This is a genomic window from Actinomycetota bacterium (assembly GCA_030684515.1).
Classification (GTDB): Bacteria; Actinomycetota; Actinomycetes; order S36-B12; family S36-B12; genus UBA11398.
Window position 1 is genome coordinate 271,370 of the sequence record JAUXVJ010000016.1, and the last position, 22,074, is coordinate 293,443.

A 22,074-nucleotide genomic window follows, 5' to 3' on the forward strand; every position below is an offset into this window, starting at 1 on the left:
CCAGACACGCTGTTGGGTCCTGAGGGAACGGAAGTTCCTTTGGGCCAGGATCGAATAGATCCCGGCCGGGCCCCTTCACACTGAACCAGTCATTGAATTGACCAGGCAGTGATCATGAAGGTCGTCCGCCCGAATGTTGAGAACTGCACAGTGGACGCGAGCATCTTATTAATTTTGCAATTAATGAAGAAAGTTTTTGTGGCAAGTTACTAAGTGCACACGGTGGATGCCTTGGCATCAGGAGCCGATGAAGGACGTAGGAGGCTGCGAAAAGCCTCGGGGAGCTGTCAACCAAGCTGTGATCCGGGGATGTCCGAATGGGGAAACCCGGCTGGAGTCATGTCCAGTCACCCTTGCCTGAACACATAGGGCAAGAGGCGGGAACGAGGGGAAGTGAAACATCTCAGTACCCTCAGGAAGAGAAAACATAAGTGATTCCGTTAGTAGTGGCGAGCGAACGCGGAAGAGGCCAAACCAGAGCGGCGTGATAGACGTCAGTCGTTGCCGTTTTGGGGTTGTGGGAGCATTCTGCTGAATCTGACGGTTCGGCGAAGAGTCAAAAATGAATGTCATAGTCGAAGGCCATGCGAAAGGGCCGGCACAGAAGGTAATACCCCTGTAGACGAAATGTCATTCACTCTTGAGTGAATTCCCAAGTAGCACGGGGCCCGTGAAATCCCGTGTGAATCTGGCGGGACCATCCGCTAAGCCTAAATACTCCCTGATGACCGATAGCGGACAAGTACCGTGAGGGAAAGGTGAAAAGTACCCCGGGAGGGGAGTGAAATAGTGCCTGAAACCGTGTGCATACAAGCCGTTGGAGCCCCCAAGGTCTTCGGACCAGGGTGACAGCGTGCCTTTTGAAGAATGAGCCTGCGAGTTTGCGATATGTGGCGAGGTTAACCCGTGAGGGGCAGCCGTAGCGAAAGCGAGTCTGAATAGGGCTATTCAGTCGCATGTCCAAGACCCGAAGCGGAGTGATCTACCCATGGCCAGGTTGAAGCGACGGTAAGACGTCGTGGAGGACCGAACCCACCTAGGTTGAAAACTGGGGGGATGAGCTGTGGGTAGGGGTGAAAGGCCAATCAAACTCCGTGATAGCTGGTTCTCCCCGAAATGCATTTAGGTGCAGCGTCGCGTGTTTCTTGCTGGAGGTAGAGCACTGGATGAGCTAGGGGGCCTACAAGCTTACTGAACTCAACCAAACTCCGAATGCCAGTAAGTGAGAGCGCGGCAGTGAGACTGTGGGCGATAAGGTTCATGGTCGAGAGGGAAACAGCCCAGACCACCAACTAAGGCCCCCAAGCGTGTGCTAAGTGGGAAAGGATGTGGAGTCGCATAGACAACCAGGAGGTTGGCTTAGAAGCAGCCATCCTTAAAAGAGTGCGTAATAGCTCACTGGTCAAGTGATTCCGCGCCGATAATTTAACGGGGCTCAAGCACATCGCCGAAGTTGTGGCATTCACGCGTGTACCAGGTCTTCGGATCCAGGTGCGTGGATGGGTAGGGGAGCGTCGTGTGGCCAGCGAAGCGGCGGGGGAACCCAGCCGTGGAGGCCACACGAGTGAGAATGCAGGCATGAGTAGCGAATGACGGGTGAGAAACCCGTCCGCCGAATGATCAAGGGTTCCAGGGCCAGGCTAATCCGCCCTGGGTAAGTCGGGACCTAAGGCGAGGCCGACAGGCGTAGTCGATGGACAACGGGTTGATATTCCCGTACCGGTTTAAACGCGCCCATGCTGAACCTAGTGATACTAAGCTCACAAGAATGTGAATGCCTTCGGGCGGAAGCAGAGGAGTGCGCGACCTGAGCTAGTAGTAGGCAAACGATGGGGTGACGCAGGAAGGTAGCTTAACCGCGGCGATGGTAGTCCGCGGCCAAGGTTGTAGGGCGAAACGTAGGCAAATCCGCGTTTCATGTGCCTGAGAACTGATGGGGAGCCGATTGTGGTGAAGTAAGTGATCCTATGCTGCCGAGAAAAGCCTCTAGTGAGTGTTTAAGCCGCCCGTACCCCAAACCAACACAGGTGATCAGGTAGAGAATACTAAGGCGATCGAGCGAACTATGGTTAAGGAACTCGGCAAAATGCCCCCGTAACTTCGGGAGAAGGGGGGCCGATTCTGGTGATGGGACTTGCTCCCTGAGCTGGCGTCGGCCGCAGAGACCAGGCTGAAGCGACTGTTTACTAAAAACACAGGTCCATGCAAAGTCGCAAGACGACGTATATGGACTGACGCCTGCCCGGTGCTGGAACGTTAAGGGGACCGGTTAGCTCTTCGGAGCGAAGCTGAGAACTTAAGCGCCAGTAAACGGCGGTGGTAACTATAACCATCCTAAGGTAGCGAAATTCCTTGTCGGGTAAGTTCCGACCTGCACGAATGGCGTAACGACTTCAGCGCTGTCTCAACCATAGGCTCGGCGAAATTGCACTACGAGTAAAGATGCTCGTTACGCGCGGCAGGACGGAAAGACCCCGGGACCTTTACTATAGCTTGGTATTGGTGGTTGATTCGATTTGTGTAGGATAGGTGGGAGACTTTGAAGCGTGGACGCCAGTTCACGTGGAGTCATTGTTGAAATACCACTCTGATCGTATTGGCTGTCTAACCTCGATCCGTGATCCGGATTAGGGACAGTGCCTGGTGGGTAGTTTAACTGGGGCGGTTGCCTCCCAAAAAGTAACGGAGGCGCTCAAAGGTTCCCTCAGCCTGGTTGGCAATCAGGTGTCGAGTGCAAGTGCACAAGGGAGCTTGACTGTGAGACTGACAGGTCGAGCAGGGACGAAAGTCGGAACTAGTGATCCGGCGCATGCATATGGAAGCGGCGTCGCTCAACGGATAAAAGGTACCCCGGGGATAACAGGCTGATCTTGCCCAAGAGTCCATATCGACGGCATGGTTTGGCACCTCGATGTCGGCTCGTCGCATCCTGGGGCTGGAGTAGGTCCCAAGGGTTGGGCTGTTCGCCCATTAAAGCGGCACGCGAGCTGGGTTTAGAACGTCGTGAGACAGTTCGGTCCCTATCCGCCGCGCGCGCAGGAATCTTGAGGAAATCTGACCCTAGTACGAGAGGACCGGGTTGGACGAACCTCTGGTGTGTGAGTTGTTCTGCCAAGAGCACTGCTCATTAGCTACGTTCGGAAGGGATAACCGCTGAAAGCATCTAAGCGGGAAACCCGTTCCAAGATAAGGATTCCCACCGGGTTAACCGGGTAAGGCCCCCAGCTAGATGACTGGGTTGATAGGCCGGACGTGGAAGTGCAGCAATGCACGGAGCTGACCGGTACTAATAGGCCGAGGACTTGCCTTTAACTTTAACTTTTTTGTTCGCGTCCACTGTGTGGTTCCCGAGATTCGGTCGGGGACTAAAGCCCAATTGAAATCTCAATAGAGTTTCGGCGGCCATAGCGAGGGGGAAACGCCCGGCTCCATTCCGAACCCGGAAGCTAAGACCCTCAGCGCCGATGGTACTGCGCGGGAAGCTGCGTGGGAGAGTAGGACGCCGCCGGACAATTTTTGTGAAATGGCCACCCCTCGGGGTGGCCATTTCTCTTTCTTGCACACATAACAAGCACGCGAAGAGCGTGCGAGAGGATGAACCCATGGCAGAGCGCAGCGACCGAGGTGGAGCCCGGTCACCGCGGCCTTCAGGCAGTGGAAGTGGACGATCGGGATCTGGACGTCCAGCGTCTGGTGGGAGTCGATCCGGCGGGGGCAAGTCAACGGGTAGTTCGCGCGGCTCAAGTGCTTCGGGCCGCGGCAAGCCCGGCCGCTCTTCGGATCGTCCTGGTTCGTCAGCACCGAGATCAGGATCCTCAGATCGGCGGGACGATCGACGCGAGGATCGCCCTCGTTCCAGCACACAACGCCCAGCCGGCGGTCGCGATCGCCGAGGGATGGATCCTCGTCCTGACAGTGATCGTTCACGCAGTTCTGCACCGCGTTCAGGGTCGTCGGATCGTCGTGATGATCGTCCTCGTGGTGCTTCTCCTCGTTCCAGTTATTCCGATCGCGGCGAGAGCCGCGGTCGTGACGATCGTGGTCGTGACGATCGTCCCCGCAGTTCTGCCCCTCGGTCGGGTGCAGGTCGTGAGGAGCGCGGTCGCGATGACCGCCCACGTTCCTCGGCCCCTCGTTCGAGCTATTCCGATCGTGGTGAGAGCCGTGGCCGCGATGATCGTGGTCGCCAGGACCGCCCCCGCTCTAGCTATTCGGATCGTCCAGATTCGCGCGGTCGTGACGATCGCGGCCGTGATGACCGTCCACGTACATCAGCGCCGCGACCCAATGATCGAGATGATCGTGGTCGTGAATCGCGTCCAGGCAGCGACCGACCGCGTAGTTCAGCACCTCGTGGCGCGTCGTCGGAACGTCGTGATGAGCGTCCGCGTAGTTCGGCTCCCCGGGCAACCGATCGCCGCGATGATCGGGGCAGGGATGATCGTCCACGTTCCTCGGCTCCGCGCGCAGGCGGCCCTCGTGAGAGTCGCGATCGTGATGAGCGTTCACGCGCCTCTGCGCCTCGTTCGGGATATTCGGATCGTCGTGATGAACGTCGTGATGAGCGTTCTTCACGTCCGACAGATCGCGGGTCTGCTGGACGTTCGCGTAACCCCCGCGAGGAACGTGACGATCGTGGTTCGCGCACTCCCGTGCGCCGTCGCGATGATGGCGATCAGATTCGTGATCCTCGTATCCCAGATGACATCACGCCCGAGGACCTTGATCGCGGCTTGTTGATGGAACTGCGCAGCCTTCCCGAGGGTCTGCAGATTCTGGTCGCTCGCCACCTTGTTGCGGCCGAACGCGCCATGGATGATGACAACCTTGATCTTGCAACCGAGCACGTGAAGGCAGCACGTCGTCGTGCCTCGCGTATTTCGACCGTTCGTGAAGCAGCCGGCATTGTGGCGTATCGCTCTGGTCGATTCGGTGAGGCCTTGACCGAACTGCGGGCAGTTCGACGGATGAGCGGCGGCGACGTCTACCTTCCGATGATCGCTGACTGCGAACGTGGCCTTGGTCGACCACAGAAGGCACTTGACTACATCAGAACACTGGACACGCAACGACTTGAGGCCGAGACCAGGGCTGAACTCCTGATCGTGGCTGCGGGCGCCAGGTCGGACATGGGCCAGTGGGAAGAGGCCATCGTGACCTTGCAAGTACCTGAACTCACACGTCTGCGGCCCGGTGATTCACGCGCTCGTCTGCAGTACGCCTATGCAAGCTTGCTCCGTGACGCTGGGCGCACCAATGAAGCGCGTGAATGGATGGAACGCGCTGCTGGTTCGGACCTTGATGGCGTCACTGACGCCGAAGAGCAGTGCGACATCATGGATGGCATCGAGTTCTCTGAGGACGGCGAGTAACTGCCTCCACAGATGGGCATCCACGTGGACGGGATCCACGCTTGAAGTTCTGACTTGGCAGCTGGTTGGCTATTGCCACAGATTGCGGGCATGACTCCTGATGACTCCATCGATATCAACGAAGTGCATCTGGTTGGCCGACTAGGCCAGCAGGTCACCACTCGCAATATGCCCAGTGGGGACGAGATCACGAACTTCACGGTGATTGTTGCCCGTGCGGGACGACTTCGCGAGGGTTCACCACGCGTGGATTCGCTTGCCTGTCAGACCACACGTGCGCAGATTCGCCGCAAGGTGCAGACCTGGAGCGCTGGCACGTGGGTTGAAGTGCACGGCTGCCTTCGCCGACGGTTCTGGCAAGGCGGAGGAGGGCTGGGCAGCGCCACCGAGGTCGAAGTTCGCGCGCTGACACGCATGCGAGAATCTGCGGGTGTCAAACCCTGAGCTGGACAGCAGTGACCCAGCAGGGGAGGCCTATGACTGGTACCAACGAGCCATGGAACTGCTGGATTCGGGCAACGCCCATGCGGCCCTTCTGCTCATCGACCGACTGTTGGCAATCGAGCCCAACTCCCAATCGGTGATCGAGGCGTACGCCCGTGCGTTGTTTGATACCAAGCAGTTCGGCGCCGCGGCAATGGCCTTTGATCTGCTAATTCAGCTTGCTCCGGACAACGACTACGCCCATTTTGGCAAGGGGCTTGCGCTGTGGCGAACACAGATGTTCATTCCTGCTCGAGACGAGTTGGCCATGGCCAACGTGATGAGGCCGGATCGCGCTGAGTATTCGCGAGCACTGGGTCAGGTCAAGGCCACTTTGGCAGCACGGGAAGCAGATGGCCTCCCGCTCAATGGCCCCTTGGAGCACCAGTCTCAGCTGGATGCTCCCCCTAGGGATGACTCATGAGCATTGGCGATTTTGATGTGCTGTTCTTCGATCTGGATGGCGTGGTCTACATCGGCACTGAAATGGTGCAAGGCGCCAGTGCCGCCATCGAATCGGCTCGACAGCAAGGTGCGCGCTGCATTTTTGTCACGAACAATGCATCGCGAACGCCTGGTGAAGTGGCAGCGCACCTTCGTGCCCTTGGGGTGCCCGCTCAGATCGAGGACGTCATCACGGCATCAATGGCAGGCGCCACCCTTGTCAGCGAATTCGTTGATTCCGGCGAAGTACTGGCCATCGGTGGCGATGGAGTTGCCGCGGCGCTTCTCGAGCGCGGCCTGACTCCTGTGAGCACCTTTACTGAATCCGTCCGAGCAGTCCTGCAGGGTTACGGACCCAATGTTGGCTGGCGCGACTTGGCGGAGGCGACCTATGCGGTGCGTGCTGGTCTGCCATGGATCGCGACGAACCTCGACTCCACCTTGCCGACAGTTCGCGGCATCGCGCCCGGCAACGGTGCTTTGGTGAGTGTGGTGGCGCAAACTGTGGGACGTCGTCCAGATGCGGTGGCCGGCAAACCGGAGCCGGCTCTGCTCAAGGAGGCGATCCGGCGCTCCGGCGCCCTTCGTCCCCTGATGATCGGCGATCGCCTCGACACCGACATTGCCGCCGGATCGCGCCTTGGCATGCCCACCTTGTTGGTCGAGACTGGGATTTCCACCTTGGCGCAGGCCCAGGCGGCCAGAGGTGAGCTTCGCCCTACCTATGTCGCCAAAGATCTCAGTTGTCTGTTACCTGATCGTCACCTTGTCGCGGTACCGTGAACCATGCTGAATGACCTGCGCGGATACCTGCAGTTGGCCAACGGACTCACTGATGTCACGGCGGCCAAAGCCAAGGACATGGCTGCGAGCCTCATCGCTCAAGGCCTGATCTTGTCTACCAAGGCCCCAGATCTCGTTGGACAGGTCCAAGAATTGGCCGACGACCTACTTTCGACCAGTCGCAACAATCGCGAGATGCTCAAGGGCCTAGTGCGCACTGAGGTCGATCGCACGGTCAGCCGGATGGGTTTCGTCCGTGAAGACGAACTCGCCGCCGTGCGCAGGCACGTGCAGCGACTGGAGCAGGAGCTGCACAGTCAAAACGGTGCCGCCAAGAAACCAGCCGCCAAGAAACCAGCCGCCAAGAAGGCTGCCAAGAAACCAGCTGCCAAAAAGCCAGCGCCTGCGGCACACGCACCCACAGAGCAGGTGGTCACCGATCCGGTCGGCGCTGACTCTGGTGACTCCGGAGCAAGCGCATAGTGATCGACGAGTCCTCAGCACCAGACCTGGATCAGACCGAGGCCGAGGAGTTCGCTGCTGTGGACTTTGAAGCAGAGAACCAGGATTTTGACTCCTCAGAGTCCGAGGATATTCGTGCTGCTGAGCGTGAGCTGGAGTCCTCTGAAGTTGAAGGCGAGCCCGAGTATTCGGTTATGGTGCTCGAAGAAGTCGACGTCGCACTGGTGCTTGCTGTGTGGGAGCCGACGGGTGATGTTCAAGTGGATTCAGCACTTGAGCAATTGGCCACACTCGACGAACTGTCCGTTCATGATCATGCCGAGGTCCTGACCTCAGTGCACAGCAGCCTGCATCAACGGCTGACCGACATCAGCGCGTAGCTCGAACAATGGCGCGTCGGCGTCTGGACGCGGAACTCACCCGTCGCGGACTTGCTCGCTCACGTGAGCAGGCGCAGGAGCTCATCGCCGCCGGTGCCGTGACAGTGCGCGGATCTGTGGCCACCAAGCCAGCGACTCAGGTCGAAACCTCAGAGGCCATTGAGGTCATTGTCAATGCGGACCATGGCTATGTGTCTCGAGGGGCGGTAAAGCTCTCCGGCGCTCTTGATGCTTTTGCTCGCATTGATCTTGCCGATCGTGATTGCCTAGATGCGGGAGCATCTACTGGTGGATTCACTCAGGTGCTGCTTGAGCGCGGGGGTGCTCGCGTACTTGCCGTTGACGTCGGATATGGCCAACTGGCCTGGCCACTGCGCAATGACGAGCGAGTCACCGTCATGGAGCGGACGAACATCCGCAGCCTGGCCGCAGCAGACCTGCCGTACCAACCCGACCTCATCGTTGCGGATCTCTCCTTCATCTCCCTTCGTCTCGTGCTGCCAAGCCTCATTGCCTGTGCAGCTACGGATGCTGATCTTGTGTTGATGGTCAAGCCGCAGTTCGAGGTTGGCAGAGAAGCTGTCGGCGATGGTGTCATCCGAGACCCGTCGATTCGCGCTGGTGCTGTGCAATCGGTGGCCGACCAAGCACTGCGGGAAGGCCTTGACGTCTTGGCGGTGGTGGCCAGTCCACTGCCTGGCCCCCAGGGCAATGTGGAGTTCTTTCTGTGGCTGCGGCGAGGCCTGGGTGGAAACACTGTGGATGGTGCCGCTGTGGCCAGTGGTCTGCGGGATGATGCTCTTTCATCCGCCATCGCCCAGGCTATCCAGGAGGGACCGCAATGACAGAGCGCCAAGCCCTCCTTGTGCTGAACCCAGGGCGAGTTCAGGCTCGAGCTGCGGCCTTGCTGGTTGTGAGTGCTCTCCAGACACACGGATTCAGGGTGCGGGTTGCCAGCGATGATGCCGAAGCCTGGGGTGCGAGTGTGCCCGATGGCATTGAAGTCGTGCCAGCAGACGAGCATGCAGCCGATGAGACCGAGATCGTGGTTGTGCTCGGGGGCGATGGCACGATTCTGCGCGCCGCCGAGCGCGCGCGACAGGCCTGCGTCCCGCTGCTGACGGTCAACCTAGGCCACGTTGGCTTCCTGGCCGAAGCCGAGTCGGAGGACATCGACGCAGTGGTCGAAGCAATCGTTCATCGACGCTGGCACGTTGAGGAGCGCATGGCGCTGGATGTCCGTGTCCTTGATGGCGAAAACCTGCTGTTGCGAACCTGGGCTCTCAACGAGATCAGCATCGAAAAGGCCGCAGGCGCTCGGATGATCGAAGTGTTGGTCGTGATCGATGGCCGACCACTTTCCCGTTGGGGGTGCGATGGCATCGTTGCCGCCACCCCGACAGGTTCCACGGCTTATGCATTCTCTGGCGGGGGCCCTGTGGTCTGGCCCGATGTTGAAGCCATGTTGTTGGTGCCCCTGAGCGCACACGCGCTTTTTGCTCGTCCACTGGTCGTTGGTCCGTCCAGCGTGATCTGCCTGGATCTGTCCGATGGCTCAAGTGCCTGGTTGGCCGCAGATAGTCGGCGGACCTTCGAACTCAGTGGCGGTCATCGAGTCGAAGTCCGGCGTGACCACGCTCCTGTGCTGTTGGCGCGATTGGTCGATGCCCCATTCACTGATCGCCTGGTGGCGAAGTTTGCCTTGCCCGTTGATGGCTGGCGCACGAGTTGATCACCAGGCTCCACATCAGCGGCATGGGCGTCATTGACGATGCGCAGATGAGTTTCTCTCCAGGCCTCACCGTGATCACTGGTGAGACCGGGGCCGGCAAGACCATGGTGCTCACCGGATTCAGCTTGCTCGCTGGCGCAAAGGCGGACGCCTCGTTGGTTCGGCGCGGACAGGCCGAGGCAGTCGTTGAAGGCAATTGGCTCATTCCCGCGAACAGCGAGGCCGTGATCTCACGACTGACTGAGGCTGGGGCACCGCCGGATCTTGAAGACGACGGGGCTGAGGTCATCATCGTGCGTTCGTTGCCTGCCGAAGGACGCGGGCGAACTGTCGCCTGTGGGCGCAGTGTTCCGCGCAGTGTTCTGCAGGAAGTAGCTGGCGAGCTTCTCGCCATCCACGGCCAGGCTGATCAGTGGTTGCTGCGATCGCCTGATCAGCAGCGAGAGATGCTCGACAGCTATGCCGGTGCCCCGTGCGCAGACACCCTGCAGGAGTTTCGATCGGTCTTTGCGCTGTGGCGACAAGCCCGCGCAGATCTGGATTCCCTCACCATCAATCGGGCCGAACGCGAACGCGAACTCGGGATGCTGGAGGCAGGGATAGCAGAGATCGACGCTGTTGCTCCTGAGGCCGATGAGGACCAGGCACTGGACATTCAATCGGCGCGACTGGCCAATGCGGGCGGGCTGCACGAGGACATGACCGCTGCCCATGACTTGCTCGTTGGCACTGACGTCGACTCTGGAGCGCTGCATCAGGTGGGGCTGGCCCAGAAGTCCTTGGATCGCGCAGCGTTGATCGACCCGGCCTTGGGCCAGTTGCGAGCCCAACTCGCACAGGTCACTGCCCTGCTGGCCGATGCAGGGACTGAACTTGCCAGCGCAGTGCAGGATCTTGAGGCCGATCCTGCTCGACAGGCATGGGTTGAAGAACGTCGCGCCGCCCTGCGCACACTCATGCGCAACTACGGTCCCACCCTTGCTGAAGTCATGGACTGGCGTACGGCGGCTGATCGCCGGATCGAGGCGCTGGGGGGTGGCGAGGACCGAGCAGCAGAGATCCGACAGGCAATTGCGGGCCATGCTGACGAGTTGCTGTCGATCGCAGAGCGACTGAGCTATATCCGCACTTCGGCAGCGCATGAACTCGGCAGCCAGGTTTCCAAGGAGCTGCGTTCTCTTGCCATGCCGGACGCTGAACTGATGATCCAGGTCAGCAGCTCGTCGGCCATCGATCAGTTCACTTCCTCAGGTGCTGATTCCATCGCCTTCCTCCTGCGACCACATTCAGGGGCTGATGCCCAAGCGGTCACCAAAGCGGCCTCGGGCGGCGAACTGTCTCGCGTGATGCTTGCTCTGGAAGTCACGATGGCGGGACGAAATTCAGTCCCGACCTTCATCTTTGACGAGGTCGACGCTGGCATCGGCGGCCGTACGGCAGTGGAAGTAGGCCGACGACTCGCGCGACTGGCGCGCCAGGCCCAGGTGATTGTCGTCACGCATCTGCCGCAGGTGGCGGCCTTCGCTGATCGACATCTTGTGGTCACCAAGAGCAGCGACGGGCTGGTCACCGAATCGAGCGTTCACGATGTCAGTGGAAATGAGCGAGTGGTCGAACTCGTGCGCATGCTCTCAGGGCTGGAGGAGTCCGATGCCGGACTCGCACACGCCGAAGAACTACTGGCGGTGGCGGCAACTGAGCGAGCTCGCTGATAGTCTGGCCTTCCATGAGTGCCCCCCGGCAAACCAAGCATCTGTTCGTTACTGGGGGCGTCGCCTCCTCTCTCGGCAAGGGCCTCACAGCCTCCAGTCTGGGAAATCTGCTTTCCAATCGTGGCCTTCGCGTCACGATGCAAAAGCTTGACCCATATCTGAATGTCGACCCCGGCACGATGAATCCCTTCCAGCACGGTGAAGTCTTCGTGACCGACGATGGCGCCGAGACCGACCTTGATGTTGGTCACTACGAGCGCTTTCTGGACACCGACCTGCATGGCTCAGCGAACGTGACGACTGGTCAGATCTATTCGTCAGTCATTGCAAAGGAACGTCGCGGTGAGTACCTCGGTGACACCGTTCAGGTGATTCCGCACATCACCAATGAGATCAAGTCGCGTATCCGACGAATGGCTGGTCCTGAGGTCGACATCGTGATCACCGAGGTCGGTGGCACGGTTGGAGATATCGAATCGCTGCCCTTCTTGGAGGCAGTGCGCCAGATTCGTCATGAAATCGGCCGCGAGAACGTGTTCTTCCTGCATGTGTCGCTGCTTCCTTACATCGGGCCTTCTGGAGAATTGAAGACCAAGCCGACGCAGCACTCTGTTGCCGCATTGCGCAATATCGGTATTCAGCCTGATGCCATCGTGCTTCGTGCTGATCGCCCAGTTCCCTCCGCCATCAAGCGCAAGATTTCGATGATGTGTGACGTTGATCTGGAGGCTGTCGTCGCTGCAGTTGACGCGCCGAGCATCTATGACATCCCCAAGGTGCTGCACAGCGAAGGCCTTGATGCGTATGTCGTGCGCCGCCTAGATCTGCCGTTCCGCGACGTTGACTGGACTGCTTGGGATGCCTTGCTCGCTCGCGTGCATCGTCCCACAAATGAAGTAACGATCGGATTGGTCGGCAAGTACATCGATCTGCCAGACGCCTACTTGTCCGTCACTGAAGCACTGCGTGCGGGTGGTTTTCATCACGACACCAAAGTGCATATCCGCTGGGTCAGCAGCGACGATTGCGGAACAGATGAAGGCGCGCGTGAAGTGCTCGACGAGCTCGACGGCATCTGCGTTCCAGGCGGCTTCGGCGTTCGCGGCATTGAAGGCAAACTCGGCGCACTGAAGTATGCGCGTGAACACGGTATTCCGACCCTTGGCCTGTGTCTTGGATTGCAGTGCATGGTCATTGAGTACTCGCGCAATGTTGCAGGTCTTGAAGGCGCGAATTCCTTGGAGTTTGACGAATCCACTCCGTATCCGGTGGTCGCGACGATGGCCGATCAGCGCGAAGTTGTTTCAGGTGAGCGCGATATGGGCGGCACAATGCGCCTAGGTCTGTATCCGGCAAAACTTCAAGACGGCTCAGTTGTGGCCAATGCCTATGGCGTTCCCTATGTCGATGAACGTCACCGTCATCGTTACGAAGTCAACAACAACTACCGCGGTCAGCTTGAAGAAGCCGGCTTGGTGTTCTCAGGCACATCACCTGATGGTCGCCTTGTCGAATTCGTCGAGCTGCCTGCTTCGGTGCACCCGTACTACGTCTCCACCCAAGCGCACCCTGAGTTCCGCTCCCGACCGACCCGTGCGCACCCCCTGTTCGCCGGTCTTGCGGCTGCGGCCTTGGATCGAGCGCGACAGCGTTCAGCCGTTCACGCGTAATGGTCGCGGATTTCGCTGAGGAGGTCTGGGACGGCCCGATCGCCGATGGTGGCGAGCCCTATCGCACGATGCATTCTGTCGAGCACTTCGCGGGCAAGGTGTGGGTGGTGCGCACGGACACTGTGGATTTCGATGGCCAGGTCATCAACCGCGATGTGCTTGTTCATCCGGGTGCCGTTGCAATCATCGCCCTCGATGAACAAGATCAGGTACTGCTCATCCGCCAGTACCGTCATGCCATCGGGCAGTACATCTTCGAGCCTCCTGCGGGCCTGTTGGATCATCTTGGCGAGCCACCGCTGACGACAGCGGCTCGTGAACTTGCCGAAGAGTCTGGCTACCAAGCCGACAGTTGGCACACACTTGTGGACTTCGTGAATTCTCCAGGCGGCTCAAGTGAGGCCATTCGGATCTACCTCGCACGTGATGTTTCACCCATAGCCGGCGGACGCCCACACACAGGCGAGGCCGAAGAGGGCTACTTGCCGCGTGTGTGGGTGAGTCTGGATGAGGCGAAGGATCTCGTGCTGTCCGGTGCCATCAGCGGACCAACAGCAGTGGCGGGCATCCTCGCGGCTTGGGTGGCGCGTGCTGGCGGCTGGAAGTCCCTGCGTTCGGCTCGCGAGCCTTGGGGGATGCGCGACCACCTGCTATCGATCGGGCGAGTGGCCGAGCATTTCAAGAAACCAGGACTCTCCTGAGTCAGCAGTTGGATCTGTCGATCCGCACCTACCTGAATCACCTGGCAATCGAGCGCGGGTTGTCTCAGAACACCCTGGCTGCCTATAGCCGAGATTTGGAGCGGTACCTCCTGTGGTGTCTTGCCCGGGGCCTGAGTTCTGCTGACGTCATCGTTGAAAGCGATATCGCAGACTTCTCCGCAAGCCTGCGTGACTCGAGCGTGGGCACGCCGCTTGCTGCATCCAGCGCCGGCCGGGTGCTTGTCGCCATTCGCGGCTTTCACCGCTTTGCTCTCGACGAAGGCCTGACTGCCGACGACCCAAGTCAGCGGATTTCGCCGGCCAGTGCCGTGAAGCGGCTGCCCAAAGCCTTGAGCTATGACCAGGTCAAGCGCCTGCTGCGCGCGTGTGGCGACGACAGCACGCCAGCAGGCTTACGTGATAGAGCTCTGGCCGAACTGCTCTACGGCACCGGAGTGCGGATCAGTGAGGCGATCAATATTGACGTCGATGACCTCAAGCTGGAGGAGCGCACCCTCATCGTGACCGGTAAGGGCGACAAGCAGCGGATGCTCCCGCTCGGGGGCTATTCGATCGCGGCCTTGGATGAATACCTGGTGCGGGGCCGTCCTGCGTTGCTGCTCCAGGGGCGCGGCACACCTGCGGTATTCCTCAACACCAAGGGAGGCCGGCTGTCGCGGCAGAGCGCGTATGCCGTGGTGCGCAAGGCTGCCGATTCGGCGAAACTGGAGGTCGAAGTCAGCCCCCACACCCTTCGTCACAGCTTTGCCACGCACTTGCTCCAAGGCGGTGCCGACGTCCGGGTGGTGCAGGAGCTGCTGGGTCATTCCTCGGTGACCACCACTCAGATCTACACCGCAGTCACCCCCGACACCCTTCGTGAGGTCTATGCCACGAGTCATCCACGAGCACAGGGCTGAGGGCCATTAGGCTGAGGGCTTCTTAGCGCGTGCTTAATCGAGAGGATGGCCATGGATTCGGAAGTGCTGGAGGCAGCGGGAGACCCTGCACCAGACGCGACGTCCGTTCCAGAAACGACGTCCATCCCAGAACCGACCCCGCTGACCTCGCACGGCCCAGCGCGGGTCATTGCCATGGTCAATCAAAAGGGCGGGGTGGGCAAGACCACCTCGACGGTCAGCCTTGGTGCGGCGCTGGCTGGATATGGCCGCAAGGTGCTCCTAGTCGACTTTGATCCACAGGGCGCGCTCTCTGTCGCTTTGGGTGTCAATCCCAATGAGATGGACCGCACGGTCTACAACGTTCTGACAGATTACGAGTGCGACATCCGCGAGGTTGTCCTGACGACCGATGTCGAGAATCTGGATCTGCTGCCGAGCAACATCGACTTGTCGGCAGCGGAACTTCAATTGGTAAGCGAGGTCGGTCGCGAGTACGCGTTGGGTCGCGCCTTGGCGCCTCTGCTTCCCAGTTACGACATCGTCTTGATTGACTGCCAGCCCTCACTTGGTCTTTTGACCTTGAACGCGTTGACAGCAAGTACCGGAGTCATCGTGCCGATGGAGACTGAGTACTTCGCCCTTCGTGGTGTCGCCTTGTTGCAGGACACCATCAACAAGGTCAAGGCTCGCTTGAATCCCGAACTCACCATCATCGGTGTACTGCCAACGATGTATGACCCCCGAACATTGCACAGTCGCGAAGTGCTGCAGACAGTTCGCCAGGCATTCGGTGATCAGGTCTTCCAAACTGCTATCCACCGCACCGTGAAGTTCCCGGATGCTGCTGTTGCAGGCGAGCCGATCACCACCTTTGCTCCGACCAGTGCAGGCGCGGATTCCTACCGCCAATTGGCGCGGGAGGTTTTGGCCCGGTGACCGAAGCTGGGCTGGCCGACGACGTCACCGAGTCAGCTGAGTTGGCGACACACCCACCCGAGAGTTTCTCTGTACGGGTGGGTGATTTTGACGGCCCCTTCGACCTGCTGCTCTCGCTTATCTCCAAGCACAAGCTTGAAGTCACAGAACTCGCACTGCATCTGGTTACCGACGAGTTCATCGGCTATCTCCGTGCACAGGGCAAGTCCTGGGATCTGGACGAGGCCAGCAGCTTCCTCGTCGTGGCGGCCACCCTCCTTGATCTGAAAGCCGCCCGGCTCCTGCCCTCGGGTGAAGTTGAAGACGAAGAGGATCTGGCGCTCTTTGAAGCACGTGACCTGCTCTTCGCACGTCTGCTTCAGTACCGCGCCTACAAAGAGGTGTCCGCTCTCTTTGCTGAGAGCATGGCAACAGCCAATCGCCGCTACCCGCGCACGGTTGGGCTCGAACCGCAGTTCGCCGCACTCCTGCCAGAGGTGCTGCTTGGGCTTGGACCCGATCAATTCGCATCACTTGCCGCGCGAGCCCTTGCTCCCAAGCCCATCGAAGAAGTCTCGATGGCGCACGCGCATGTGCAACGCGTCAATGTGCGTGAACAGGCTGGCATCCTGGTTGACCGCCTGCGCCGACATCGAACCAGCACTTTCCGCGCACTCATCGCTGACTGCGACACCACCTTGCTTGTGGTCGGTCGTTTCCTTGCATTGCTCGAGCTCTACCGTGAAGGTGCGGTGGCCTTTGAGCAGATCACTCCTCTCGGTGACCTGACGGTGCGGTGGACAGGGTCCGATGAGGGCGAGATCAGCGTTGCTGATGAATTCGATGTCGAGCGTGAGATTGACCAAGTGCCAGTAGCAGATGAGAACGAAGTTGAATTGAAGGAGTTCGTCGATGAGTGAGCAGGGCGTGCAAGAAGAAATCGAGCCCTTTGAAGAACTCGAGGATGCAGACAGTCTGGGAGCGCCCAGCTTGTCATCAGCGATCGAAGCCCTGCTCCTGCTCGCAGATGAACCAATGTCAGTGATTGCACTCGCGCAGGCCACCCGGCAGCCGACCACAGATGTCGAAGCAACCGTGCGGGCTTTGGCAGCCGAGTACGACGAAGCGGTGCGCGGCTTCGACCTACGGGAGGTTGCTGGAGGCTGGCGCTACTACACCCGGAGTGAATGCTCGCCGCTGGTTGAGCGCTATGTGCTCGACGGTCAGCAAGCTCGCCTGACTCAGGCGTCACTTGAAACCTTGGCCGTGATTGCCTATCGCCAGCCAGTCACTCGCGGCCGGGTGAGCGCAGTGCGAGGGGTCAATGTCGATGGTGTGATTCGCACCCTGGTCACTCGTGGCCTCATCGAGGAAGCCGGGCACGAAGACGAGTCGTCAGCGATTCTGTACCGAACGACTTCAACTTTCCTGGAGCGCTTGGGCATTGCCTCACTTGATGATCTTCCGCCCCTTGCAGAGCATCTCCCTGATCTGGCAGATCTTGAAGAAGTTCTTGATTCAGTAGCAACGGGTGACTAATGAGTGAGACAGAGATCCGCCTGCAAAAGGTTCTTGCGCAGGCGGGCATCGGCAGTCGTCGCAAGTGCGAGGAATTGATCGCCAAAGGTCGCGTTAAAGTCAATGGTGAGCTCGTTGTCGAGCAAGGTATGCGCATCGATCCGATGACTGCTGTTGTGCACGTCAACGGTCAGCGAGTGCCTACAGCCCCCGGCAACGTTGTGCTGCTGCTGAACAAGCCAAGTGGTGTGATCTCAACGATGAGCGATGAGCATGGGCGGCCTTGCGTCGGAGATCTTGTTGCGGATCGGTCCGAGCGCTTGTTCCATGTTGGGCGTCTGGATGCTGAAACCGAGGGCTTACTACTGCTGACCAATGACGGTGAGCTCGCCAACAGGGTCGTGCATCCAGCCCATGGTGTCGACAAGACCTACCTCGCTACTGTCACTGGGCAGGTCACCACGCAGACCCTGCGCCGATTGCGCGAAGGGGTCGAACTGGATGACGGCCCGATGAAGGTCGATTCGGTTCGCATCGTGCAGCAGGCCAAGGATCGAAGCATGCTCGAACTGGTCATCCACGAAGGGCGCAATCGCATTGTGCGTCGGCTCTTGGATGAGGTTGGTCACCCTGTCATCGAACTGGTACGCACGCGCATTGGGCCGCTGCATTTGGGCAACCTCAAGGCCGGGCAAATACGGGAGTTGACCGGACCTGACTTACGCGCTCTCTACACGGCTGTTGGTCTGTAGTCTTTGCCGATGCGTGCAATCAGGGGAGCCGTGTGCTTGCAGGAAGATAATGCTGACGAGATGCGGGAAGCAGTCGGCGAACTGCTGGAAGTCATTCTCGAACGAAATGGCGTGACCCCGGATGACGTCATCAGTGTGCTGTTCACCAACACACCTGACCTCCATTGCGCTTTCCCCGCCAAGGCTGCCCGCGAGGTCGGCTTCACGGACGTGCCGCTGATGTGTGCTCAGGAGATCGACGTGCATGGAGCTCTTGAGCGCGTCGTTCGTGTGCTGCTTCATGTCGACACGGATCGTCCACGCAGCGAAATCTTCCATGTCTACCTGCGCGGTGCCGAAGTCCTTCGCCCGGACACCCAGTCGTGACGCAGACCACGCCGACTGCATCGCTCAGTCCGGTCCTGGTCGTCGGCACTGGCTTGATCGGCACATCCATTGCCCTTGCGCTCAAGAGAGCCGGCGTCCAGGTGTTCCTTCGCGATGAGGATGCCTCCCAATTGGCTACCGCCGTAGGGATGGCAGCTGGTGCCGAGCACACAAACCAAGTTCCGGCAATAGTCGTCGTCTCGGTACCGCCGCGTTCGGCGTCATACGTGATGGCTTCGGCGAGCAAAGAGTTCCCGCACGCCACCATCACGGACGTCACCTCGGTAAAATCCGGCATCCTGAGGCAGGCCGTATTCTCGGGCGCGGACTCCTCACGACTAGTCGGCGGACACCCGATGGCTGGCCGTGAAGTGTCCGGTGCCGCCGGAGCCCGGGCAGATCTCTTTGATGATCGGCTGTGGATCCTGACTCCTACTCTTGAGACCGACACCGAGCATGTGTTGCGGGCGCAACTACTGGTGACCACATGCGGTGCGCTGCCTGTCGAAATGGCTGCAAGTGAGCACGACGTTGCCGTGGCACTCGTCTCGCATGCTCCCCAGGTGGTGTCCAGCGCGCTGGCAGCCCAGTTGCTGCCAGCCAAGGAACTGCATATTTCGGTGGCCGGTCAAGGTCTTCGAGATATGACGCGCATAGCCTCGTCGGACAGCGATTTATGGCTGGACATTCTCAGCGAGAACGCAGGTCCGGTGGCTGAAGTGCTGAGCGGCGTGGTGTTTGAACTGCAGGAGGTGCTCCACGCGCTACAGGAACTCGCGGCTGGAGATCGTGATCACCAAGAGGCCATCGATGCCACCTTGCGCGCGGGAGTCCTTGGGCGCATGCGCATCCCGGGCAAGCACGGCAGCCCGGATTCGCCGTTCCATGAGGTTGCCGTCATGGTTGCCGATGAACCCGGTGAGCTTGCGCGACTGTTCATCGCCGCAGGTGAAGCTGGGATCAATCTTGAAGATGTGCGAATTGAGCATGTGCTGGGTCGTCCCAGTGGTCGAGTCGAATTGGCAGTCAGGCCTGATGCTGCGGAACCATTGGTTGAAGCGCTGCAGGCGCGTGGCTTCGATGTTCGGGGAAGCTGAGCATGAGCAATGAAATTCCGCCACTTGTTGTCGCTGTGGATGGGCCGGCCGGCTCGGGAAAATCCAGTGTCTGCCGTGGCACCGCAGCAAGGCTGAGTTGGCATTATCTGGACACGGGAGCGATGTATCGGGCGATGACCTGGGCCGTACTCGAAGCCGGTATTGATCCCAATGATGCCGAGGCCGTGGCTAAATTTGCCAAGAAGCCCGATATCGCAAGTGGCGCGAATCCGTATCAGCCGACGATTGAAGTCGACGGCACCGATGTCGCAGAAGCCATCCGCGAAGACCGCATCACCTCGGCTGTCAGTGCTGTGAGCGCAGTGCCCAAGGTTCGACAACTGCTCGTGCAGAAGCAGCGCGATGCGGCGATGATGGCAATGCGCTCAGGTACCGGCATCGTCGTTGAAGGCCGTGACATCACCACGGTTGTCCTTCCGCATGCCCATCTGAAGATCTTCTTGACGGCAGACCCTGAGGTGCGAGCTCAACGTCGAGCTCTGGAGCAAGCCGATGGGGGAGTCGTCGCGGCAGAAGCTGTGCAGGCAACCGAGGCCGCGCTGGCAAAGCGCGATCAATTGGATTCATCCAGGACGACCTCGCCGCTCACCAAAGCCGAGGACGCTATCGAACTCGACACGAGCAACTTGACCTTGGATCAGGTCATCGCCAAGGTCGTCGGCTACGCCAAGGCCGTAGCCAAATGAGCGGGACTTCCAGCAGCATGCTGGGATCTGTTACGAGCTCGGCAGTGAAGTTCCTCTATCGGCTCCGAGTTTCGGGGCAAGCACTTGTTCCCAGCGCCGGACCTGTCATCTTCCATATTGAGGGAGACGAGCTGCTCTCAGGCCCAGCGCTGAGGGCGGTGGCTCCCCGTCCGGTGCAGCTGATTGTGTCCGGTGCGCTCAATGAGGTGTTCCTGGGCCGAACGCAGATTGTTGCCGGAGACATCTCCTTGGATGGCTTTGGATTTGCTGCTGCTGAGCAGGGGATCGCAGTGCTCAAAGCCGGCGGAGCCGTCGCTTTTGTGGGGGATCTGCCTCCCTTGGGCTACCTCGTGGCCGCTAGCGGCGCCGTGATTGTGCCGGTGCGCATCACTGGTGCCGGAGGCAAAGTACGGACCGACCCGCCAAGGCCGGGATCGCCTATCAGTATCGTGTTCGAAGCACCTATCCAGATTGCGGTCCACGGGGATCCATGTGCGCTCGCAACCGTCCAAGAGGTTGCTGAGCAGGTGCGCCAGGCTCGTGCGGATGCGCAGGCCTAACACGAGAGGCAGTGAGATGAGCGACTCCTGGGTTGCAATCGATGGAGACGACGAAAACCTCGTTCTCGAAGAGCAGATTGATGGTGAAGTCGAAGAAGGCGAGGATCTTGCAGCCCTCGAAAGAGCGCTGCAGGCTGCGCGTGCAGAGTTCGGCGAATTTGACGACGATCTCGCGGACCTGACCGACAAGACCAGCCAGGATGGCTGGCCTGTCCTGGCAGTTGTGGGTCGACCCAATGTCGGCAAGTCAACGCTGGTCAATCGCATCATCGGTCGTCGTGAAGCCGTTGTTGAAGACATCCCTGGTGTGACTCGCGACCGCGTCACCTACGAAGCTGAGTGGAATGGCAAGCGCTTCATTCTCATTGACACCGGTGGCTGGGATCGCAAGGTCAAGGGCATGGCTGCTCAAATCGCAGCTCAAGCCGAACGCGCCATCAACGATGCAGACGCTGTTGCCTTCGTTGTCGATGCGACAGTCGGCGCCACTGACACCGACGAAGCCGTAGTCGACGTGCTCCGTCGTTCAGGCAAGCCGGTGCTGCTCGTTGCCAACAAGGCCGACGATGCAATCCTGGAGAACGAAGCTGCCGCACTCTGGTCGCTCGGACTTGGTGAGCCGATCCCGGTCTCGGCCCAGCATGGTCGTGGCGCTGGTGATCTGCTCGATGCCATCGTCAACATCCTGCCTGCTGAAGGCCAGGGTCGGATGCGCAGCGCAGGACCGCGTCGGGTGGCATTGCTGGGTAAGCCCAATGTGGGCAAGTCATCTCTGCTCAATGCGATGGCTGGTTCAGATCGCGTGGTGGTTGACGACGTCGCCGGCACCACAGTTGACCCAGTCGACGAGCTGGTGAAGCTCAAGGAGAAGTGGTGGTGGTTCGTTGACACCGCAGGTATCCGCCGCAGAGCGAAGGAAGCAAGCGGCCACGAGTACTACGCCACGCTGCGCACCCAAGCCGCACTTGATCGCGCCGAGGTCGCCCTGGTACTGATTGATTCATCAGAACCCATCAGCGAACAGGATGTCCGTATCATCGCGATGGCTGAGGAAGCCGGCCGGGCAATCGTCATCGCTTACAACAAATGGGATCTCACCGACGAGGAGCGACGTTATTACCTCGAGCGTGAGATCGATCGCGATCTGGTGCAGGTGCCATGGGCTCCGCACGTCAACGTCTCGGCGAAAACTGGGCGGCACATCGAGCGCCTTGAGTTCGCGCTGGAAGCGGCCATCAAGGGTTGGGAAACTCGAGTGCCAACGGGTCGACTCAATCAATTTCTCGGTGCGATCGTCCAATCCAATCCGCACCCGATCCGCGGAGGCAAGCAGCCGCGGATTCTGTTCGGTGCGCAGGTATCGGTCAGTCCGCCAACTTTTGCCTTGTTCACGACCGGCTTTCTTGAGGCCGGCTATCGCCGCTTCATCGAGCGGCGCCTGCGCGAGGAATATGGATTCGACGGCACGCCAATTCGCATCCTGATGCGCGTGCGCGAGAAGCGAGTGCGCAAGTAGCG

At 59.8% G+C, this 22,074-nt stretch carries 22 protein-coding genes and 2 rRNA genes; all 24 read left to right on the forward strand.

What is annotated here, in order from left to right; translation table 11 throughout:
* Nucleotides 1–199 precede the first annotated feature (199 nt).
* The 24 genes from Q8M73_07815 (at nucleotide 200) to der (ending at nucleotide 22,072) form a co-directional block, all read left to right on the forward strand.
* Nucleotides 200–3,310, forward strand: a 23S ribosomal RNA gene (locus tag Q8M73_07815).
* Between the two features lie 84 nt (nucleotides 3,311–3,394).
* Nucleotides 3,395–3,511, forward strand: a 5S ribosomal RNA gene (gene rrf, locus Q8M73_07820).
* A gap of 83 nt (nucleotides 3,512–3,594) precedes the next feature.
* A complete protein-coding gene (locus tag Q8M73_07825; protein MDP2288458.1) occupies nucleotides 3,595–4,740 on the forward strand; it encodes a hypothetical protein in 1,146 nt (381 codons plus the stop codon).
* The gene (locus tag Q8M73_07830) at nucleotides 4,653–5,372 is read left to right on the forward strand and encodes a tetratricopeptide repeat protein (GenBank protein MDP2288459.1); all 720 of its coding nucleotides are present in this window, start codon (nucleotides 4,653–4,655) and stop codon (nucleotides 5,370–5,372) included. Before Q8M73_07825 ends, Q8M73_07830 begins: the two co-directional genes overlap by 88 nt.
* A 90-nt stretch (nucleotides 5,373–5,462) precedes the next feature.
* Nucleotides 5,463–5,816 carry a single-stranded DNA-binding protein gene (locus Q8M73_07835; GenBank protein ID MDP2288460.1) on the forward strand — a complete coding sequence of 118 codons (354 nt, stop codon included), beginning with the start codon at nucleotides 5,463–5,465 and terminating at the stop codon, nucleotides 5,814–5,816.
* Nucleotides 5,803–6,279, forward strand: coding sequence for a hypothetical protein (locus Q8M73_07840; GenBank protein MDP2288461.1), 477 nt, complete (start codon nucleotides 5,803–5,805; stop codon nucleotides 6,277–6,279). Before Q8M73_07835 ends, Q8M73_07840 begins: the two co-directional genes overlap by 14 nt.
* The gene (locus Q8M73_07845) at nucleotides 6,276–7,082 is read left to right on the forward strand and encodes an HAD-IIA family hydrolase (protein MDP2288462.1); all 807 of its coding nucleotides are present in this window, start codon (nucleotides 6,276–6,278) and stop codon (nucleotides 7,080–7,082) included. The genes Q8M73_07840 and Q8M73_07845 overlap by 4 nt, the downstream gene beginning before the upstream one ends.
* Before the next feature lie 3 nt (nucleotides 7,083–7,085).
* Entirely contained in the window at nucleotides 7,086–7,565 is a 480-nt protein-coding gene (locus Q8M73_07850) for a polyhydroxyalkanoate synthesis protein PhaF (GenBank protein MDP2288463.1), read from the forward strand.
* Entirely contained in the window at nucleotides 7,565–7,924 is a 360-nt protein-coding gene (locus Q8M73_07855; protein MDP2288464.1) for a hypothetical protein, read from the forward strand. Before Q8M73_07850 ends, Q8M73_07855 begins: the two co-directional genes overlap by 1 nt.
* An 8-nt stretch (nucleotides 7,925–7,932) precedes the next feature.
* Entirely contained in the window at nucleotides 7,933–8,769 is an 837-nt protein-coding gene (locus tag Q8M73_07860; protein ID MDP2288465.1) for a TlyA family RNA methyltransferase, read from the forward strand.
* Complete coding sequence (locus Q8M73_07865; protein MDP2288466.1) at nucleotides 8,766–9,656, forward strand: NAD kinase; 891 nt, start codon at nucleotides 8,766–8,768, stop codon at nucleotides 9,654–9,656. Before Q8M73_07860 ends, Q8M73_07865 begins: the two co-directional genes overlap by 4 nt.
* Nucleotides 9,653–11,368, forward strand: a complete 1,716-nt coding sequence (gene recN / locus Q8M73_07870) for a DNA repair protein RecN (GenBank protein MDP2288467.1) — start codon at nucleotides 9,653–9,655, stop codon at nucleotides 11,366–11,368. The genes Q8M73_07865 and recN overlap by 4 nt, the downstream gene beginning before the upstream one ends.
* A 14-nt stretch (nucleotides 11,369–11,382) precedes the next feature.
* Nucleotides 11,383–13,038, forward strand: coding sequence for a CTP synthase (locus Q8M73_07875; protein ID MDP2288468.1), 1,656 nt, complete (start codon nucleotides 11,383–11,385; stop codon nucleotides 13,036–13,038).
* The gene (locus tag Q8M73_07880; GenBank protein ID MDP2288469.1) at nucleotides 13,038–13,739 is read left to right on the forward strand and encodes an NUDIX hydrolase; all 702 of its coding nucleotides are present in this window, start codon (nucleotides 13,038–13,040) and stop codon (nucleotides 13,737–13,739) included. The genes Q8M73_07875 and Q8M73_07880 overlap by 1 nt, the downstream gene beginning before the upstream one ends.
* Nucleotides 13,740–13,747: 8 nt before the next feature.
* Nucleotides 13,748–14,659 (forward strand): site-specific tyrosine recombinase XerD, encoded by a 912-nt coding sequence (gene xerD / locus Q8M73_07885; GenBank protein MDP2288470.1) that lies wholly within the window; start codon nucleotides 13,748–13,750, stop codon nucleotides 14,657–14,659.
* A 45-nt stretch (nucleotides 14,660–14,704) separates the two neighbouring features.
* Nucleotides 14,705–15,577 carry a ParA family protein gene (locus tag Q8M73_07890; GenBank protein ID MDP2288471.1) on the forward strand — a complete coding sequence of 291 codons (873 nt, stop codon included), beginning with the start codon at nucleotides 14,705–14,707 and terminating at the stop codon, nucleotides 15,575–15,577.
* A 41-nt stretch (nucleotides 15,578–15,618) separates the two neighbouring features.
* Nucleotides 15,619–16,476 (forward strand): segregation/condensation protein A, encoded by an 858-nt coding sequence (locus Q8M73_07895; protein MDP2288472.1) that lies wholly within the window; start codon nucleotides 15,619–15,621, stop codon nucleotides 16,474–16,476.
* Complete coding sequence (scpB, locus tag Q8M73_07900; protein MDP2288473.1) at nucleotides 16,469–17,095, forward strand: SMC-Scp complex subunit ScpB; 627 nt, start codon at nucleotides 16,469–16,471, stop codon at nucleotides 17,093–17,095. The genes Q8M73_07895 and scpB overlap by 8 nt, the downstream gene beginning before the upstream one ends.
* Nucleotides 17,095–17,826: a pseudouridine synthase gene (locus Q8M73_07905; protein ID MDP2288474.1), complete on the forward strand. Its 732-nt coding sequence runs from the start codon at nucleotides 17,095–17,097 to the stop codon at nucleotides 17,824–17,826. Before scpB ends, Q8M73_07905 begins: the two co-directional genes overlap by 1 nt.
* 3 nt (nucleotides 17,827–17,829) lie before the next feature.
* Nucleotides 17,830–18,192, forward strand: a complete 363-nt coding sequence (gene aroH, locus Q8M73_07910) for a chorismate mutase (GenBank protein ID MDP2288475.1) — start codon at nucleotides 17,830–17,832, stop codon at nucleotides 18,190–18,192.
* On the forward strand, nucleotides 18,189–19,289 hold the full coding sequence (locus tag Q8M73_07915; protein ID MDP2288476.1) for a prephenate dehydrogenase: 1,101 nt from the start codon (nucleotides 18,189–18,191) through the stop codon (nucleotides 19,287–19,289). Before aroH ends, Q8M73_07915 begins: the two co-directional genes overlap by 4 nt.
* Before the next feature lie 2 nt (nucleotides 19,290–19,291).
* Nucleotides 19,292–19,996 (forward strand): (d)CMP kinase, encoded by a 705-nt coding sequence (cmk, locus tag Q8M73_07920; protein ID MDP2288477.1) that lies wholly within the window; start codon nucleotides 19,292–19,294, stop codon nucleotides 19,994–19,996.
* Complete coding sequence (locus Q8M73_07925; GenBank protein MDP2288478.1) at nucleotides 19,993–20,556, forward strand: hypothetical protein; 564 nt, start codon at nucleotides 19,993–19,995, stop codon at nucleotides 20,554–20,556. The genes cmk and Q8M73_07925 overlap by 4 nt, the downstream gene beginning before the upstream one ends.
* Before the next feature lie 16 nt (nucleotides 20,557–20,572).
* Nucleotides 20,573–22,072 (forward strand): ribosome biogenesis GTPase Der, encoded by a 1,500-nt coding sequence (der, locus tag Q8M73_07930; protein ID MDP2288479.1) that lies wholly within the window; start codon nucleotides 20,573–20,575, stop codon nucleotides 22,070–22,072.
* The last annotated feature ends 2 nt before the right edge of the window (nucleotides 22,073–22,074 follow it).